Below are 18678 nucleotides of genomic sequence, written 5' to 3' on the forward strand. Positions count from 1 at the left end.
AATGATTTGGAGAAAAATCATGAATGGAAAATATCTGTATTTAGCTATTTCTGCATTATTAGGGTTGCTAAGTACACTCGTACAATTCTGCCCCTTTTTTCTCTGCTTTCTGCTCTATTGGTTATGGCTATTGAAATGGAAACAATTTAATAAGCCACAGCTCCTCCTCATCTTATTAGTTGCAGTGATTTTTTCTATAACTGGAGAATATGCAACAGCAAAAAATCAAACTCATATTCCGGAATCCACCACATCATTCCTTGTCCAATTTATCCAAGACCCTAAAATTGACGGTGACCTTCTGCAAATCCAAGCAGAAGAACAACGCTACAATGAAAAAATCCTCATTCGCTACCAAATCAATTCGGAAACAGAAAAACACACTTTAAAATCCTCCTCATTCTATAGAGGAATCTGTTCTGTGTCAGGCACTATTAGTAAGCCTCGGATCGTTAAAAATCCAAATGGCTTTAATTATCGAGGGTACTTGGCTTCAAAAGGGGTGTTTTGGATTGTCGAGAGCCCCAAAAATCCATTTTCACATTGTACTGTGGTTGGGACTGACCCTGTGAAGAAAATCAAAGAACTTCGTTATGAGGGGATACGATTCCTTGAGACAAGTTTACCTCCTGAGGTGGCCTCATTGTCAGCTGCATTAATTTTTGGAGACAGAAGTCTGTTTGGCGCGGAATTACAGAGTGATTATCAAAAAACGGGAATTGTCCATCTGTTGGCGATATCAGGTTTGCATGTTTCCTTATTGGTTGGTATGTTTTTTTATTTGGGGATCCGGATAGGGTTAACAAGGGAGTTCATGGTGCATTTTTTATTATTTTTGTTGCCGGTTTACGTCATTATAACAGGTGGATCTCCCTCAGTAATTCGCGCAGTATTAATGATATTTCTTGTACTTGCGGCAACAAAATGGAAAATTAGGCTAAAATTTTTAGCGATTGATGCCATCAGCATTGCTTTTCTTATTTACATCTTTGTCGACCCATATATAATCTTTGATGTTGGTTTCCAGCTTTCTTTCTCCGTCAGTTTTAGCATCATTTTATCCTCGCAGTACCTCCTAAGAGCATATCAGAATTATCTTGCTCAAATGATTGTTACATCGATTATTGCTCAACTCGCAGCACTTCCGTTTTTACTTTACCATTATTTTGAAATTTCGTTTATGGGCATTGCGGCAAATTTGTTGTATATCCCGTTATTCTCCTTTCTTTATCTTCCGGGTCTTTATTTCTTATTTTTTGTACAAATTCTTTTCGGAAAACCTCCAGATCTTCTGATTCACATATTTTCGAATTTAATCAATATGTCAAATAAATTCATTAGTCATTTGGCAAATTTCTCGTTTACATCCGTTATCCCCGGAAGACCTAATCCCATCCTTTTGTTCTGTTATTTCTTCACGATCCTCCTTATTTTTTATATATGGGAATGTAGCAAAATTCGAAAGAGAATATTATTTCTTTTTACTTTATCAATTACCCTACTCTCCTTTCAATATTTCTGGAATTGGATACAACCAGTAGGGCAGGTGACAATGATCGATGTTGGACAAGGGGACAGCATCCTTATTCAGTTGCCTCATCGGCAGGGTACTTATTTAATCGATACTGGAGGAACCATTCAATTTAATGAAGAAGCATGGCGGAAGCGAACAAAGCCATTTGAGGTAGGCAGGGATGTTGTTGTACCGTATTTAAAAGGACAAGGAATTACTACAATTGATAAATTAATTTTGTCACATGGGGATATGGATCATATGGGTGGAGCATTTGCAGTTTTGGAGGAAATCAAGGTAAAGGAAATCCTGCTTCCTGATGTATCAGAGCCATCAGAATCAGAAATTAATGTAATGAGACTCGCTGCCGAGAAAAATATTCCGGTGGTGAAAGTATATGAAGGAATGCATTGGAATAAGAAAGGTACTCAATACTATGTTCTTTCACCTGAACAGAAGTTTACTGGTGAACGAAACAGAGGTTCAATAGCCATTTTAGCAAAAATAGGTGGTCTAAGTTGGTTTTTTGGAGGTGACTTGGATCAAGAAGGAGAAGAACGTATCATCACAAAGTATCCAAAGTTAACAATAGATGTTCTTAAAGTGGGGCATCATGGCAGTAAAACATCCAGCAGTGGTACTTTTATTGATAGAGTAAAACCGAAAGTGGCCTTCATCTCAGTCGGAGAGAGAAACCGTTTTGGACATCCTAACCAAGAGGTGCTGGATCGATTAAACAAAAGGAATACTAAGATTTTTCGCACAGATCAACAAGGGGCTATAGCCTATCGGTTTTATCAAGAAAAAGGAACCTTTTTACCCTTCCTTCCATAGTATAAAGCATCAGCAAGTAAAAAAGAGACTGCACTCTTAGCAGCCTCTTCCTTTTCTCATATGTAACCACTCATTAACCGATGAGTTTAATGACTGTAGCAATAATAAACATTGTGGCAAAAAAACCGAATGAAACACCAAATCCTACCCCAGAATCAATCGCATCATTACGCTTGTTTTGCGGATTTTTTTCGAATTCGTTCACAGTCCACCCCTCCTATTTCACCATTTAGTATAAGCGATAAATCAGAAAAAATCCAGATGCTTTTCCTGTTCTGACAAGTGTTGTCAAAATAGTTTGACGAACAAACGGCTACAATAAGCTTACAAAGTTGACTCCGCCTGAATATTAGATCCTGGGGCTAATATGATGGGCGTTCATTATAGATCGGGAATTGGTAATCCACGAAGATGCCAATTCCCTTTTACATGTTGCTGGGGGATTGTCCTTCTGGATTTTCCACTTGTCAAATAGTCCAAGCTTCATTACGATAGTATATAGTGAAATTTAGGGGAGCGCTGGATTATGGTATTAGAAAGTTGGCGGAAAATCAAGCAGGGGGAGATAGCTCCCATTTATTTATTATATGGGACTGAATCCTTTTTAATAAATGAAACAAAACAATTATTGTTAGGGAAGATTTTAACGGAAGAGGAAAGAGACTTTAATTTTTCAGTCTATGACTTGGAGGAAACTCCCGTTGAGATTGCTGTTGAGGATGCCGAAACATTTCCTTTCCTAGGGAAAAAAAAGGTTATTTTTTTACAAAATCCTGTATTTTTAACGGCGGAAAAAACAAGAGAAAAGGTTGACCATAATCTCTCGAGACTGGAAGCATATATAAAGGAACCAGCTCCATACACTGTTTTAGTGATTTCTGCTCCTTATGAAAAGCTCGATGAACGTAAGAAAATAACAAAAGAGCTGAAAAGAAATGCAGAGATCATTGAAGCGAAAAAAATGAATGAACATGAATTAAAGAACTGGATTGGCAGTAGGGCTAAAATTTACGGAATTGAGATAGATCATGAGGCAATTGAACAATTGCTGGCACTTGCTGGAACAAATATGTTTATGTTATCAAGCGAAATCGAAAAGCTTTCTCTTTACGCAGCAGACACAAAAGTTATAAATGTGAATTTAGTGGAAAAATTGGTGGCAAGATCTTTGGAGCAAAATATCTTCACATTGGTTGAAAAAGTCGTGCAGAGAAAGCTTGACGAGGCACTAAGAATTTATTTCGATTTACTAAAACAAAACGAAGAGCCGATCAAAATTCTTGCTCTACTATCAAGCCAGTTCAGGTTAATTTATCAAGTAAAGGAGCTCTCTAGAAGAGGATATGGTCAGCAGCAAATAGCAGGCTATTTGAAAACCCATCCGTTTCGGGTAAAGCTTGCTCTCGGACAGGCTTCAGGATTTACAGATGAAGAATTAACCAAGCTAATAGATGGGCTTGCTGAAGCCGATTATCAAATGAAAACAGGTGGAATGAACAAATCATTGTTAATTGAAATGCTGTTATTTAAACTAAAATCATAACAGAATAAAATAAAAAACGATTCCTGATGGGAATCGTTTTTTTATTAATGTTCAACCATCCATGCTGAAACATTTTTTAATTAAAGAGCGTTAATCTTCTTCATTAGACGGGACTTTTTGCGCGCAGCAGCGTTCTTGTGGATAAGACCTTTTGCAGCAGCTTTGTCCAAATTACTTGCAGCAGTTACTAAAGCTTCTTTAGCAGCAGCAGTGTCGTTTACTGTAACAGCAGCTTCTACTTTCTTTACAGAAGTACGCATTGCTGATTTAGCCATTGTATTTTGTGCATTACGAGCTTCGCTAGTTTTAACACGCTTAATAGCAGATTTAATGTTAGGCATTACTTTCACCTCCTACAAAGAATCGAGACTATATGAACTCGACTTAACATTCCAATTACATTTTAATTGCAACAAGAGATATTTTATCAAACGACAAGCTATATTGCAATACAGAATTAAGGATATTCATCTGCATGTTTTACTGGAAAGGGGGAAAAATAGGAAATAGTTTCTATTTAAGAGAGAGAATTTTGATAGGAGTGAATATATTGGGCGGATCCATTGATTTAAGCAAATACTCGGTTAGAACAGATTTAGCGATAGAAGCAAGAGAAATGGTGCTCGCACAGCAATCAGTAGAACAAGAAGAAAATCTTTCGCAAATAGAAGGTGTCATCATCAAAGAAAAAAATGTAGATGACATAAATATATCATTGGTGGAAGTTACGAAGCAAGGTGAAGAGACGCTTGGCAAAAAGGCAGGACGTTACTTAACGCTTGAAGTCCAGGGGATCCGAGAACAGAACACGGAGGTTCAACAAAAGGTTCAAGAAATATTCGCCAAGGAATTTGCTCGCTTTATTGAAGGCTCAGGAATTAAAAAGACAGATTCATGTCTTGTCGTGGGGTTAGGAAATTGGAATGTGACTCCAGATGCACTTGGCCCAATGGTATGTGAAAATCTTTTGGTCACTCGTCACCTTTTTCAACTCCAGCCGGAAAATGTAGAGGAAGGATACCGGCCTGTCAGTGCCCTAGCACCTGGTGTCATGGGACTAACAGGAATTGAAACAAGTGATATCATTTTCGGAGTCGTGGAAAAAACAAAGCCGGACTTCGTCGTCGCGATCGATGCACTGGCATCACGTTCTATTGAACGGGTAAATTCTACCATTCAGATCTCTGATACCGGGATCCATCCAGGTTCAGGAGTAGGAAATAAACGCAAGGAATTAAGTAAGGAAACGCTAGGGGTTCCAGTTTTTGCTATCGGTGTTCCGACCGTCGTAGATGCTGTATCCATTACTAGTGACACAATTGATTTTATTCTAAAGCATTTCGGAAAAGAAATGCGTGAAGGAAATCGTCCGTCAAGAGCTCTAGCACCGGCTGGTATGACTTTCGGAGAACGCCGTAAGCTTACCGATGAGGACTTACCAGAAGAAAAACACCGCAAAACCTTTCTTGGAATCGTTGGCACACTCCCTGATGATGAAAAAAGAAAATTGATTCAGGAGGTATTGTCACCGCTGGGGCATAATCTGATGGTAACCCCCAAAGAAGTCGATGTATTTATCGAAGATATGGCCAATCTAATCGCCAACGGCTTAAATGCATCCTTTCACAGTTCCGTCGATCAAGACAACACAGGTTTTTATACAAGGTAAAAAATGGGGGGGATCAGGGTTTCGACATGATTCCCTCTTAAAAAATCAAAATATGTGGTTCTACCTATTCTAGTAATTTCATATGAATTACTAGAAACAAAATTGAGAGGTGGAACCATGAGAGACAAATCAACTGGTACCTTTATATTACTTAAAGGAACCAGCGTACTTAAAGTTGCAGCATCCCTACTATTGTTTATGGCATTTATTTTCTCTATCAGCGGCATCTTAACCTCGCTGAAACCTCAATACAGACTATCATCGTCCTCAGTCAATCAGGCAGCCACCAATATAAACGGGGAACTTCTCTATCAATTAATGGGCTGGGAAAACCATCAATTTTTAACAGTGAAGCATAATTTTGAAGTACCTACCCTTACTAACTTAGTATTTAAACTGTCTAGTAATATAAATTTGGATGATCCGCGCAGTCTTCTCGGCAGAGAACTACCAGGCTTTTTTCAATTTGATGGAAAAATTCTTGTAGCGGGGGAAGGAACGAATTATACAAATATGCCGATTGAGTCATCTCCACCGGTTGAAATCATGAAAGCAGAACAGGAAGCGGCTTTACAAAATGTAGATTCGATTGAAGAACCATCAAATGGAAATTCTTCCTCACCACCGGGACAAACAACAGGAAATCGAAAAGTGGTTTATCTTTATTTTACGCACAACCGCGAATCCTATTTACCATATCTGAAAGGCGTTACTGATTCAGATAATGCCTACCATTCACAAATCAATGTGACAAAGGTCGGTGAACACTTAAAATCAAGTCTTGAAATTAGAGGAATTGGAACGTTTGTAGACAAAACAGATATAAATGCTAATTTAAATAAAAAGGGATGGAAATTCTGGCGATCTTATGACGAATCTAGAACCGTTGTACAAGCGGCAATGGCTTCAAACCGCGATTTGCACTATTTTATCGATATACATCGGGATTCTCAGCGTAAGGACAAAACAACCGTTTCAATTAATGGCAAATCATATGCAAAACTAGCGTTTATAATTGGCGGAAAAAATCCAAACTATGAAAAGAATGCTAAATTTGCTACCGAACTCCATAACCTGTTAGAGAAAAAATATAAAGGCCTTAGCAGAGGGATTATTATTAAAAATGAACCTGGATCAAATAGCATATACAACCAAAACCTTTCTGACAATGCCATCCTGATCGAATTTGGCGGTGTAGATAACAACTTTGATGAATTAAATCGCTCCGCAGATGCACTTGCCGATGTGTTTAGTGAATATTTCTGGCAGGCGGAGAAGGTCAATCAGCACAGCAATCAGCCAACGGATAAACAATAGAAGTGAAGGGGGCGTTTCCAAATGAAAATGTTTATGGTTAAAAGCATTCTGGTCGTAGCGCTCATGTTTATCTCTGTATTAACTGGTATGGAACTCGCCAACAATGGAATTCATAAAATGAAAGGGTACAATGATCCGAATCTAGGAAATGCAGTTTCCATAAATGAAAAAGATAAAGATTTTAGTGCCACCTTTTTAGGTAATAATATCTCTAGTCATGACTTATCCGCCAAAAAGAAACGGCTGGAGGAACTCAATGCTTTCAATTTCTTTTCATCCATGGGAAAAAAAATGTCGGAAGGTTTGACAAATGCATCGGGAAAACTAATTGAAAAAATAGCTGAATAAATGGAACCAGCGTGCCTCAAGGGGGGCGCGCTTCCACTTTTCTAATTGAATCTTATTTTTCCTACTGATATAATCAAAAATAGTGTACAGGCGCGAGAGAAGTAGGAGTGAACGACATGAATAAAGAAAAAAGACTCGAAAGACAATCTAAAATAAGAAATTTCTCGATTATTGCGCATATTGACCACGGGAAATCCACGCTGGCAGATCGCATATTAGAAAAAACAAACGCCCTTTCCTCTCGGGAAATGAAGGACCAGCTATTAGATTCAATGGATCTTGAACGTGAACGCGGTATTACCATTAAGCTGAATGCAGTTCAATTAAAATATAAAGCCAAAGATGGAGAAGAATATATCTTCCATTTAATTGATACTCCAGGACACGTCGATTTCACGTATGAAGTTTCCCGGAGCCTTGCTGCTTGTGAAGGAGCTATACTGGTAGTAGACGCTGCGCAAGGAATTGAGGCACAGACATTGGCGAATGTCTATTTGGCTTTGGATAATGACCTGGAGATTTTACCTGTCATCAATAAAATTGACTTACCAAGTGCAGATCCAGAACGCGTGCGCAATGAAATCGAGGATGTCATTGGCTTAGATGCCACAGAAGCAGTTCTTGCTTCTGCAAAAGCAGGTATCGGGATTGAAGAAATCTTGGAACAAATCGTTGAAAAAGTACCAGCACCGCCCGGAGATCCTGAGGCTCCATTAAAGGCCTTAATCTTTGATTCACTCTATGATGCCTATCGGGGTGTGGTCGCCTATATTCGTGTAGTAGAAGGCACGGTAAAAGTCGGTGACAAAATCAAAATGATGGCTACTGGAGCAGAATTTGAAGTCAATGAGGTTGGTGTTTTCACACCAAAAGCGGTGCTTCGCGACGAGTTATCTGTAGGTGATGTAGGATTTTTAACAGCTTCCATTAAAAATGTCGGAGATACCCGTGTAGGGGATACCATCACCAATGCAAAAAATGGTGCAACCGAGCCGCTTCCTGGTTATCGAAAGTTAAATCCAATGGTTTACTGCGGCTTGTATCCGATTGATACGGCGAAGTTTAATGATCTGAGAGAAGCACTCGAAAAGCTTCAGTTAAATGATTCCGCTCTGCAATTTGAGCCGGAAACGTCTCAAGCTTTAGGTTTTGGCTTCCGTTGCGGTTTCTTAGGACTTCTCCATATGGAAATTATCCAGGAAAGAATTGAACGGGAATTTAAAATTGATTTGATTACCACTGCACCAAGCGTTATTTATCATGTACACATGACAGACGGTGCACAAATCAAGGTTGATAACCCATCCAATATGCCGGATCCACAGAAAATTGATCGGGTTGAAGAGCCATATGTAAAAGCCACCATGATGTCACCGAATGATTATGTTGGAGCTATCATGGAGCTTTGTCAGCTAAAACGGGGCATTTTTATTGATATGCAATATCTGGATGAAAATCGAGTCAGCATTATCTATGAAATACCACTGGCAGAAATTGTTTACGATTTCTTTGATCAATTGAAGTCAAGCACCAGAGGCTATGCATCATTTGATTACGAACTAATTGGTTATAAACCATCCAAACTGGTTAAAATGGATATATTATTAAATGGTGAAACAGTCGACGCCCTCAGTTTTATTGTCCATAAAGATTTTGCTTATGAACGTGGTAAGGTCATTGTTGAAAAACTGAAGGAACTAATTCCAAGGCAGCAATTCGAAGTACCTGTACAGGCTGCTATTGGAACAAAGATTGTGGCTCGTTCATCGATTAAAGCCATGCGGAAAAACGTATTGGCAAAATGTTACGGCGGAGATATTTCTCGTAAACGTAAGCTTCTTGAAAAACAAAAAGAAGGGAAAAAGCGGATGAAACAGGTCGGTTCTGTTGAGGTTCCGCAAGAAGCGTTTATGGCCGTCTTAAAAATGGATGATAGCAATTCAAAAAAATAATATCTGACAAGGAGGTAAGGACAAACCTTTTAAGGTGGTGCCTGCCTCCTTTTGTTAATAAGACAGTAGGTGTGGAACATGATTAAATCAGCATATCTTCATATCCCCTTTTGTGAACAGATCTGCCATTATTGTGATTTTAACAAAGTCTTTTTAAAAGGGCAGCCGGTAGAGGAGTATCTTAAGACTTTGGAAAGGGAGATGCAGTTAACCTTACGTAAGTACCCGACAAATCACCTAGACACCATCTTTGTAGGTGGAGGGACACCGACGTCCTTAAATGAACAGCAGTTAGAACAGTTATGTGATAGTATCCTCCGGAACTTGCCTAGATCAGAATCGTTAGAATTTACCTTTGAAGTCAATCCAGGTGATTTGTCTGCCCAGAAGTTACAAATATTAAAGGAAGCGGGCGTAAATCGCATTAGTCTTGGTGTGCAAACGTTTAATGATGAATTGCTGCAAAAAATCGGCCGAATTCATCGTGCCAAAGATGTTTATCAAACGATTGAAAAAGCAAAACAAGTCGGTTTTGAGAATATTAGTATAGATCTCATTTTCAGTCTTCCGACACAAACTTCCCAGGATTTTAAAGATTCTTTAACAGCTGCGTTTTCACTAGATCTACCGCATTATTCTGCTTATTCTCTAATCATTGAACCGAAGACCGTTTTTTATAATTTAATGAAAAAAGGGAAGTTGCTAACCCCAGGAGAAGATACTGAAGCACAAATGTATGAAATGTTGATGGAGGAAATGGAAAAGCACGGATACCACCAATATGAAATCAGTAATTTTTCAAAGAAAGGCTATGAAAGTAAACATAATCTAACCTATTGGAATAACGAAAATTATTTTGGGTTCGGTGCGGGGGCTCATAGTTATCTTGGAGAGGTAAGGCGGTCAAATATTGGTCCGATAAAAAAATATATGGATACCCTATTAAATAGTCAATTACCTGTATTTGAGACTCATAAGGTTTCGACTGGCGAACAAATGGAGGAAGAGATGTTTTTGGGCTTACGGAAGGCGAAGGGGGTTTCCATTCAACGTTTTATGGAGAAATTTGACCGGGATCCTCGAGTACTTTTTAAAAAAGAATTGGCAGACTTAGTCGAAAAACAGTGGATAAAAATGACCGAAGATGAGATTTATTTAACCAAAAAGGGCCGTTTATTAGGGAATGAGGTCTTCCAATCATTTCTAGGTGTAGTCTTGAATTGAACGCCTGTTATTGCGTTCTTTTTGATTGACACCATTGCCCCTTTTTGATAATTTATTAATATAATTAGCACTCGTCATTAATGAGTGCTAACAGAGGTGATGTATGTTGTTAACAGATCGTCAATTGTTAATCCTTCAGGTTATTGTTGATGACTTTATTCGATCTGCACAACCTGTCGGCTCTAGGAGTTTGTCGAAAAAAGATGAAATTTCGTTTAGTTCTGCGACAATTCGAAATGAAATGGCTGACCTTGAAGAAATGGGTTTTATCGAAAAACCTCACACTTCTTCAGGTAGGGTTCCATCTGAAAAAGGGTATCGATACTATGTCGACCATTTGCTTACGCCTCAGGCTTTAACAAAGCAAGATGTAAACGTAATTCAATCCATTTTTGCAGAGCGAATTTTTGAATTCGAAAATATCATTCAAAAATCTGCAAGGATTCTATCAGAGTTAACGAACTATACATCCATTGTTCTCGGTCCGGCAACAAGTGTCAATAAGCTGAAAAAAATTCAAATCATCCCTTTAAACCAAGAAACGGCAGTTGCCATCTTTGTAACCGATACTGGTCATGTAGAAAATAAAACCTTTTCCCTGCCTTCCTCTGTTCATGCAGGTGATTTTGAAAAGACAGTAAATATTTTAAATGAGCGATTGACCGGAGTGCCGTTAGAGGACTTAAATGATAAGATTTACAAAGAAGTGGCAATGATGTTAAGGCAGCATATTCATAATTATGATTTGATGATGCTTACCCTTGGGCAGCTTTTAAAAATGCCGGTATCTGAAAAGCTTTTCTTTGGTGGTAAAACAAATATGTTAAGTCTCCCGGAATTTCACGATATAACCAAGGTTCGCAACTTATTGAACATCATGGACCAGGAAGAATGGATTGCGAATTTGAGAAAACACTCAAAAGGAATTCATGTGAAAATCGGCAGTGAAAATCAAAATAGCGCAATGGAAGAATGCAGCCTGATCACAGCCACGTACTCGGCTGGAGAGGAAAAGCTTGGAACTATTGCTATCCTTGGTCCTACAAGAATGGAATATTCACGGGTGATCGGTTTACTTCGTATTCTCAGTCATGATCTAACAACAGTTTTAACCAAATTGTATCAAAATAAATAGCACTGGTAATATTGAGTAAGGGTGAAATCATCAATATTTCACCCCTATTACCATGGATGTGTTATTGATTTAAAATATACGAATAACCCTTTAAGGGAGGTGAGCAAGTTGACAAAAGAAACGAATAATATGGTAAATGAACAAATGGAAGAGAAGCAAAACCTTCAAGAAGAGAATACAACTGCCGAAGGTGCCGTGGAAACGGAAGAGAACCAGCCAGAAGTGGAAGTCAATCCTTTGGAAGAAAAGCTTCAAGAAATTAAATTATTAAAAGAACAGCTGGAAGCGGCTGATAATAGATACTTACGCCTACAGGCTGATTTTGATAACTTTCGCCGTCGTACTCGCTTGGAGCAAGAAGCAAGTGAAAAATATCGCGCGCAGAAACTCGCAACCGATTTACTTCCGGCACTAGATAACTTTGAAAGAGCCATGCAAATGGAAGCAGAAAATGAACAAACGAAGTCATTACTTCAAGGCATGGAAATGGTTTATCGCAGTTTAGTAGATGCTCTAAAAAAAGAAGGCGTCGAACCAATTGAAGCCGTTGGTAAAGAATTTGATCCACATCAGCATCATGCCGTGATGCAGGGAGAAGATTCCAACTTTGGCTCCAATGTTGTGATAGATGAATTCCAAAAAGGCTACCTATTAAAAGATCGAGTGATCCGACCTTCAATGGTGAAAGTGAATTTGTAGGTCTACATAAATTAAAGGAGGAACATGGTAATGAGTAAAATTATCGGTATTGACCTCGGTACAACAAACTCCTGTGTGGCTGTACTTGAGGGTGGAGAACCTAAAGTAATTCCAAATCCGGAAGGAAACCGCACAACTCCATCTGTTGTTGCATTCAAAAATGGGGAACGCCAAGTTGGGGAAGTTGCTAAACGCCAGGCGATTACAAATCCAAATACAATTATGTCCATTAAACGTCATATGGGGACAACATATAAAGAAGAAATTGAGGGTAAACAATATACTCCGCAAGAAATTTCAGCTATCATTCTTCAATATTTGAAGTCATATGCAGAAGATTATCTCGGAGAGCCTGTAACCAAAGCGGTTATTACAGTACCAGCATATTTTAATGATGCTGAGCGTCAAGCGACTAAAGATGCAGGGAAGATTGCCGGTCTTGAAGTGGAGCGTATTATCAACGAGCCAACAGCAGCAGCCCTTGCTTATGGTCTAGATAAGACAGATCAAGATCAAACGATTTTAGTTTATGACCTTGGCGGCGGTACGTTCGATGTGTCCATCCTTGAATTAGGCGATGGTGTATTCGAAGTAAAAGCTACTGCAGGTGACAACCGACTTGGCGGTGACGATTTTGACCAAGTAATCATTGATTACCTCGTTGATCAATTTAAGAAAGAAAACGGTATTGACCTGTCACAAGATAAAATGGCATTACAGCGTCTCAAAGATGCAGCTGAAAAGGCGAAAAAAGATTTATCAGGTGTAACAACAACTCAAATTTCCTTGCCGTTTATCACTGCAGGAGCTGCAGGTCCGTTGCACCTTGAAGTTTCTATGACAAGAGCAAAATTCGATGAATTAACGGCACATCTTGTAGAGCGTACAATGGGACCAACTCGTCAAGCATTAAGTGATGCTGGCTTAACAGCTGCTGATATCGATAAAATCATTCTTGTTGGTGGTTCAACGCGTATCCCAGCTGTACAAGAAGCGATAAAAAAAGCAACAGGTAAAGAGCCACATCGCGGCGTTAACCCTGATGAAGTCGTGGCAATGGGAGCAGCCATCCAGGGCGGTGTTATCACTGGAGATGTAAAGGATGTTGTTTTACTTGACGTTACTCCATTATCACTTGGAATTGAAACAATGGGTGGCGTATTTACAAAGTTAATTGATCGGAATACAACAATCCCAACATCAAAATCGCAAGTATTTTCTACAGCAGCCGATAATCAAACTGCAGTTGACATTCACGTTCTTCAAGGAGAGCGTCCAATGGCAGCCAATAACAAAACATTAGGTCGTTTCCAATTAGCGGATATTCCTCCGGCTCCACGTGGTATTCCGCAAATTGAGGTTACATTTGATATCGATAAAAACGGAATCGTAAATGTTCGTGCAAAAGACCTTGGGACAAATAAAGAACAACAAATTACAATTAAATCTTCAACGGGTCTATCAGATGAAGAAATTCAAAAAATGGTTCGCGAAGCAGAAATGAATGCGGATGCTGATAAGCAGAAGAAAGACGAAGCAGAATTGCGTAATGAAGCAGACCAGCTTGTTTTCACTACTGAAAAAACATTAAAAGATCTAGAAGGCAAAGTAGACGCTGCTGAAGTGGCAAAGGCAAATGATGCCAAAGATGCTTTAAAACAAGCAATTGAGAAAAACGATTTAGCTGAAATGCGTGAGAAAAAGGATGCTCTCCAGCAGATTGTTCAAGATTTATCCGTAAAGCTTTATGAACAAGCTGCTCAACAGGCACAAGCACAAGAGGGAGCTCAACAAGACGGAGCAACCTCAGCAGGCAAAAATGACAATGTCGTTGATGCTGATTTTGAAGAGGTTAAAGACGAGAAATAAAAAGCGACACCCTAATTGTCATGAAAAAGTCAAAGTCAGTCACGGGGCTTTGGCTTTTTTATTGCAATTGCCTTAATTAAGGTGTTACAATAACCTTTATGTGAATGAATTCGGGAGTGGTAATCATGAGTAAACGAGATTACTATGAGGTGCTGGGGGTAAGCAAGGGCGCCTCAAAAGATGAAATAAAGAAAGCTTATCGAAAGTTATCGAAACAATATCATCCTGATATAAATAAAGAGGCGGATGCAGCTGAGAAGTTTAAAGAAATTGCTGAAGCCTATGAAGTTTTAAGTGATGATCAAAAAAGGGCGCAATACGATCAATTTGGGCATACCGATCCGAACCAGGGCTTTGGTGGCTTCGGTGGCGGTGATTTTGGTGGCGGCTTCGGCGGCTTTGAAGACATTTTCAATACGTTTTTTGGTGGTGGGGGTTCACGGAGAAGAGACCCTAATGCCCCGAGACAAGGGGCAGATCTTCAATATACAATGACTATTTCATTTGAAGAGGCTGCTTTTGGAAAAGAAACGGATATTGAAATTCCGCGTGAAGAAACGTGCGAAACGTGTCATGGATCAGGTGCAAAACCAGGAACAAATCCAGAAACATGTAAGCATTGTAATGGATCAGGTCAAGTAAGTGTAGAACAGAATACTCCATTTGGCCGTATTGTGAATCGAAGAACCTGCCAACACTGTAACGGAACAGGGAAAGAAATTAAGCAAAAATGTTCAACCTGTGGCGGTATGGGTAAAGTAAAAAAACGCAGAAAAATACATGTCAAAATTCCTGCAGGTATTGATGATGGTCAACAGCTCCGACTAGCTGGTCAGGGTGAAGCAGGTGTTAATGGCGGTCCTGCTGGAGATCTTTATGTAGTCTTCCATGTTCGTCAGCATGAATTCTTCGAACGAGATGGTGATGACATTTACTGTGAAATGCCGATTACCTTTGTTCAAGCAACACTGGGGGATGAAATTGAAGTTCCAACGATTCATGGTAAGGTTAAACTTAAAGTCCCTGCCGGAACTCAAACAGGTACTAAATTCCGCCTCCGTGGCAAGGGTGTACCAAACGTCCGTGGTTATGGAGTAGGGGATCAACATATTTTGGTGCGTATTATTACTCCTACAAAACTGAATGATAAACAGAAACAGTTGCTCCGTGAATTTGCTGAAGCTAGTGGTTCAGCTCCGCTCGGAGATCATGAAGAAAGCTTTTTCTCTAAAGTAAAACGAGCATTTAAAGGCGAATAAGGATTGGAGTTGGCAGATATGAAATGGTCTGAAATAAGTATCCACACAACCAATGAAGCGATCGAACCGATTTCTAATATTTTGCACGAGGCTGGTGCGAGCGGCGTAGTCATTGAAGACCCATTTGAGTTAACAAAGGAAAGACAAGATCAATTCGGAGAAATCTACCAACTCAATCCAGATGATTATCCGGAAGAGGGTGTCATCGTAAAAGCCTATTTGCCGGTGAATAGTTTTTTAGGCGAAACGGTTGAGGCGATTAAAGAATCTATCAATAACCTGATTATTTTTGATATTGATTTGGGTTTGAATAAAGTTACCATTAGTGAAGTGAATGAAGAAGAATGGGCAACCGCCTGGAAAAAGTACTATAACCCGGTTAAGATATCTGAGCGATTCACGATTGTCCCGACTTGGGAAATTTATCATCCAGTCAGTACGGATGAATTAATTATTGAATTGGATCCCGGCATGGCCTTTGGAACTGGAACACATCCGACAACGGTAATGTGTATTCAGGCATTGGAACGGTCGGTAAAACCAGGTGACCGCGTGATTGATGTCGGAACTGGTTCCGGGGTTTTGAGTATCGCTGCAGCAATGCTTGAAGCTGAAGATGTGAGGGCTTATGATCTTGATGAAGTAGCTGTTACGCAGGCAAAGCTAAACATAAAGCTAAATAAAGTCAACAATCTTGTCACTGTATCGCAAAACAACCTGCTTGATGGAGTGGAAGAAAACTCTTCAGATGTGATTGTTGCGAATATTTTAGCTGAGGTCATTTTGAGATTTACTGATTCAGCTGCAAGTGTCTTAAAGCCTGGTGGTTTATTTATTACCTCAGGAATCATTCAGCCAAAGAAAGATCAGGTAAAAGAAGCTTTAATCGATGCCGGTTTTGAAATCATTGAAACGATCTTAATGGAAGATTGGGTTGCAATGATTGCAAAGAAGAAATAAATTGCTGAAAAGGGGTGTTTAATCCCCTTTTTTTACGTTAATTAACTTTTAAATTGTTAGCTGATTTAGTAAAATAAAGAGTAAAATGTTTTTAGAGAGGGTGCGTCGTGTGCAACGCTACTTTGTTAATCAACGAACAAATGAGGATCAATTTTTGATAAGCGGGGATGACAGGCATCATATTTTCAAGGTAATGCGCATGCAAATGGGTGATCAGATTATTTGTGTTGATCCGGACGGCAAGCAGGCTGTATGCAGGCTTGCAGAAATTACCGATAAAAGAGTCGTTGCAGACGTTGTACAATGGAAGGAAGAGAATTCTGAGCTCCCAATAAAGATTACTATCGCAAGCGGTCTGCCAAAAGGAGACAAGCTTGAATGGATTATTCAAAAAGGAACGGAGCTTGGGGCACATAAGTTTATTCCATTTTCGGCTGCACGATCAGTTGTGAAATGGGATGAAAAAAAAGCAGCAAAGAAAATAGAAAGATGGCAAAAGATTGCCAAAGAAGCTGCTGAACAGTCTCATCGTAATAGGATTCCAGAAGTTTCTGATCAAATGAGTTTTAAGGAATTGCTTATTCATAGCAAGAATTATGATTATAGATTAGTTGCCTTCGAAGATGAAAGCCGAAATGGTGAGGTTTCAGTCTTCTCAAGCATCCTAAGGAAAATGCAAAAAGCTGAATCCCTTCTGATTGTATTTGGCCCTGAAGGCGGGTTAGCAAGTGAAGAGGTACAGCTTTTAAAAGATCATGATTTCCATCCGTGCGGCTTAGGGCCGCGTATTTTAAGAACGGAAACGGCGCCTTTATATGCTTTAGCGGCGGTTTCCTATCATTTTGAATTACTGAGGTGAAAACACAAATGCCAACAGTTGCATTTCATACACTTGGATGCAAAGTTAACCATTATGAAACAGAAGCCATTTGGCAATTGTTTAAACAAGAAGGTTATGACCGGGTTGATTTTGAATCAATTTCAGATGTATATGTCGTAAATACCTGTACCGTTACAAATACAGGTGATAAAAAAAGTCGCCAAGTCATTAGACGGGCTGTAAGAAAAAATCCTGATGCAGTGATCTGTGTAACAGGATGTTATGCCCAGACTTCACCGGCTGAAATTATGGCCATTCCTGGCGTTGATATTGTTGTAGGTACACAGGATCGGGTTAAGATGCTTGATTATATTAACCAATACAAAGCAGAACGTCAGCCAATTAATGGTGTAGGCAATATTATGAAAAACCGTGTTTATGAAGAACTTGATGTACCAGCGTTTACAGATAGAACGCGTGCATCTCTTAAAATCCAAGAGGGATGCAACAATTTCTGTACTTTCTGTATTATTCCTTGGGCTCGTGGCTTAATGAGATCACGTGATCCACAGGAAGTTATTCGTCAGGCACAACAACTTGTAGAAGCCGGTTATAAGGAGATTGTATTAACGGGAATTCATACAGGTGGCTATGGCGAGGATATGAAAGACTATAATCTAGCCATGTTGCTTCGTGATTTGGAAGCAGAGGTAAAAGGATTAGAACGACTGCGGATTTCTTCGATCGAAGCAAGCCAAATTACCGATGAAGTCATCGAAGTAATCAAGCAATCCAATATTGTTGTCCGTCATTTGCATATTCCCATCCAATCTGGTTCAAATACGGTATTAAAGCGGATGCGCCGCAAATACACGATGGAATTTTTTGCAGAGAGATTGGACCGCTTGAAAGAAGTGCTTCCTGGTCTAGCGGTAACGTCTGACGTCATTGTTGGCTTCCCTGGTGAGACAGAAGAGGAATTCATGGAGACTTATAATTTTATAAAAGATCATAAATTCTCTGAGTTGCATGTGTTCCCATATTCTAAGCGGACAGGTACTCCTGCAGCAAGGATGGAAGACCAGATCGATGAAGAAATTAAAAACGATAGAGTCCACCGCTTAATTACTCTTTCAGATCAATTAGCGAAGGAATACGCTTCCCAATTCGAAGGTGAAGTCCTAGATGTCATCCCGGAAGAGGAATATAAAGAAGGAGAGACTTCTGGCCTTTATATGGGGTATACCGACAATTACCTACGAGTCGTTGTCCCAGCTACCGAAGATATGATCGGAAAAATTGTGAAAGTGAAAATTACAAAAGCCGGCTATCCATACAACGAAGGACAATTTGTCCGAGTTGTGGAGGATACGGCACTCCTAAAAGATGAAGTATTTACAAAAGAAGAAGCAGCTATGTAAAAAAAGGACCAGTTTGGTCCTTTTTTTGATTAGGGTAAAGGGGATTCAATATGATGAAAGACAATTGAGTTAAATACCCTGCTCCAAGTGTCCTTCATGCAGGTGATGAAAACCA

16 protein-coding genes are annotated in these 18678 nt (G+C 39.4%); 14 read left to right on the forward strand and 2 right to left on the reverse strand.

The window, feature by feature from the left end; all coding sequences use genetic code 11:
* Window positions 1-19: 19 nt before the first annotated feature.
* On the forward strand, window positions 20-2347 hold the full coding sequence (locus V7083_RS17635; RefSeq protein ID WP_335480314.1) for a DNA internalization-related competence protein ComEC/Rec2: 2328 nt from the start codon (window positions 20-22) through the stop codon (window positions 2345-2347).
* Window positions 2348-2420: 73 nt separating this feature from the next.
* Here V7083_RS17635 and V7083_RS17640 read toward each other — a convergent pair whose 3' ends face one another.
* Window positions 2421-2552, reverse strand: coding sequence for a YqzM family protein (locus V7083_RS17640; protein WP_335480316.1), 132 nt, complete (start codon window positions 2550-2552; stop codon window positions 2421-2423).
* A 321-nt stretch (window positions 2553-2873) separates the two neighbouring features.
* Between V7083_RS17640 and holA the strand changes: the two genes are divergently transcribed.
* Window positions 2874-3890, forward strand: coding sequence for a DNA polymerase III subunit delta (holA, locus tag V7083_RS17645; RefSeq protein WP_335480318.1), 1017 nt, complete (start codon window positions 2874-2876; stop codon window positions 3888-3890).
* Between the two features lie 80 nt (window positions 3891-3970).
* Here the strand turns inward: holA and rpsT are convergent, their stop codons facing one another.
* Window positions 3971-4231, reverse strand: a complete 261-nt coding sequence (gene rpsT / locus V7083_RS17650) for a 30S ribosomal protein S20 (protein WP_335480320.1) — start codon at window positions 4229-4231, stop codon at window positions 3971-3973.
* 209 nt (window positions 4232-4440) lie between these two features.
* Between rpsT and gpr the strand changes: the two genes are divergently transcribed.
* From gpr to mtaB, 12 genes are all read left to right on the forward strand, one after another.
* Window positions 4441-5559, forward strand: coding sequence for a GPR endopeptidase (gene gpr, locus V7083_RS17655; protein WP_335480322.1), 1119 nt, complete (start codon window positions 4441-4443; stop codon window positions 5557-5559).
* A 117-nt stretch (window positions 5560-5676) separates the two neighbouring features.
* A complete protein-coding gene (gene spoIIP, locus V7083_RS17660) occupies window positions 5677-6876 on the forward strand; it encodes a stage II sporulation protein P (protein ID WP_335480324.1) in 1200 nt (399 codons plus the stop codon).
* Between the two features lie 21 nt (window positions 6877-6897).
* Window positions 6898-7224, forward strand: a complete 327-nt coding sequence (locus V7083_RS17665; RefSeq protein WP_335480326.1) for a DUF3679 domain-containing protein — start codon at window positions 6898-6900, stop codon at window positions 7222-7224.
* Window positions 7225-7340: 116 nt separating this feature from the next.
* Window positions 7341-9176, forward strand: coding sequence for a translation elongation factor 4 (gene lepA / locus V7083_RS17670; RefSeq protein WP_335480328.1), 1836 nt, complete (start codon window positions 7341-7343; stop codon window positions 9174-9176).
* Between the two features lie 78 nt (window positions 9177-9254).
* Window positions 9255-10400 carry a radical SAM family heme chaperone HemW gene (gene hemW, locus V7083_RS17675; protein WP_335480330.1) on the forward strand — a complete coding sequence of 382 codons (1146 nt, stop codon included), beginning with the start codon at window positions 9255-9257 and terminating at the stop codon, window positions 10398-10400.
* A 106-nt stretch (window positions 10401-10506) separates the two neighbouring features.
* Complete coding sequence (gene hrcA, locus V7083_RS17680; RefSeq protein ID WP_335480333.1) at window positions 10507-11535, forward strand: heat-inducible transcriptional repressor HrcA; 1029 nt, start codon at window positions 10507-10509, stop codon at window positions 11533-11535.
* A gap of 108 nt (window positions 11536-11643) precedes the next feature.
* Entirely contained in the window at window positions 11644-12234 is a 591-nt protein-coding gene (gene grpE, locus V7083_RS17685) for a nucleotide exchange factor GrpE (protein WP_335480335.1), read from the forward strand.
* Window positions 12235-12264: 30 nt separating this feature from the next.
* On the forward strand, window positions 12265-14103 hold the full coding sequence (gene dnaK, locus V7083_RS17690) for a molecular chaperone DnaK (protein WP_335480337.1): 1839 nt from the start codon (window positions 12265-12267) through the stop codon (window positions 14101-14103).
* A gap of 125 nt (window positions 14104-14228) precedes the next feature.
* Entirely contained in the window at window positions 14229-15362 is a 1134-nt protein-coding gene (dnaJ, locus tag V7083_RS17695; RefSeq protein WP_335480339.1) for a molecular chaperone DnaJ, read from the forward strand.
* An 18-nt stretch (window positions 15363-15380) separates the two neighbouring features.
* Window positions 15381-16322, forward strand: coding sequence for a 50S ribosomal protein L11 methyltransferase (prmA, locus tag V7083_RS17700; RefSeq protein WP_335480341.1), 942 nt, complete (start codon window positions 15381-15383; stop codon window positions 16320-16322).
* Window positions 16323-16431: 109 nt separating this feature from the next.
* Entirely contained in the window at window positions 16432-17181 is a 750-nt protein-coding gene (locus V7083_RS17705) for a 16S rRNA (uracil(1498)-N(3))-methyltransferase (protein WP_335480343.1), read from the forward strand.
* An 8-nt stretch (window positions 17182-17189) separates the two neighbouring features.
* A complete protein-coding gene (gene mtaB, locus V7083_RS17710) occupies window positions 17190-18563 on the forward strand; it encodes a tRNA (N(6)-L-threonylcarbamoyladenosine(37)-C(2))-methylthiotransferase MtaB (protein ID WP_335480345.1) in 1374 nt (457 codons plus the stop codon).
* Window positions 18564-18678: the final 115 nt, after the last annotated feature.

The sequence above is a fragment of the Bacillus sp. JJ1764 genome, from assembly GCF_036962145.1.
In the GTDB taxonomy this organism is placed as follows: Bacteria; Bacillota; Bacilli; order Bacillales; family Cytobacillaceae; genus Neobacillus.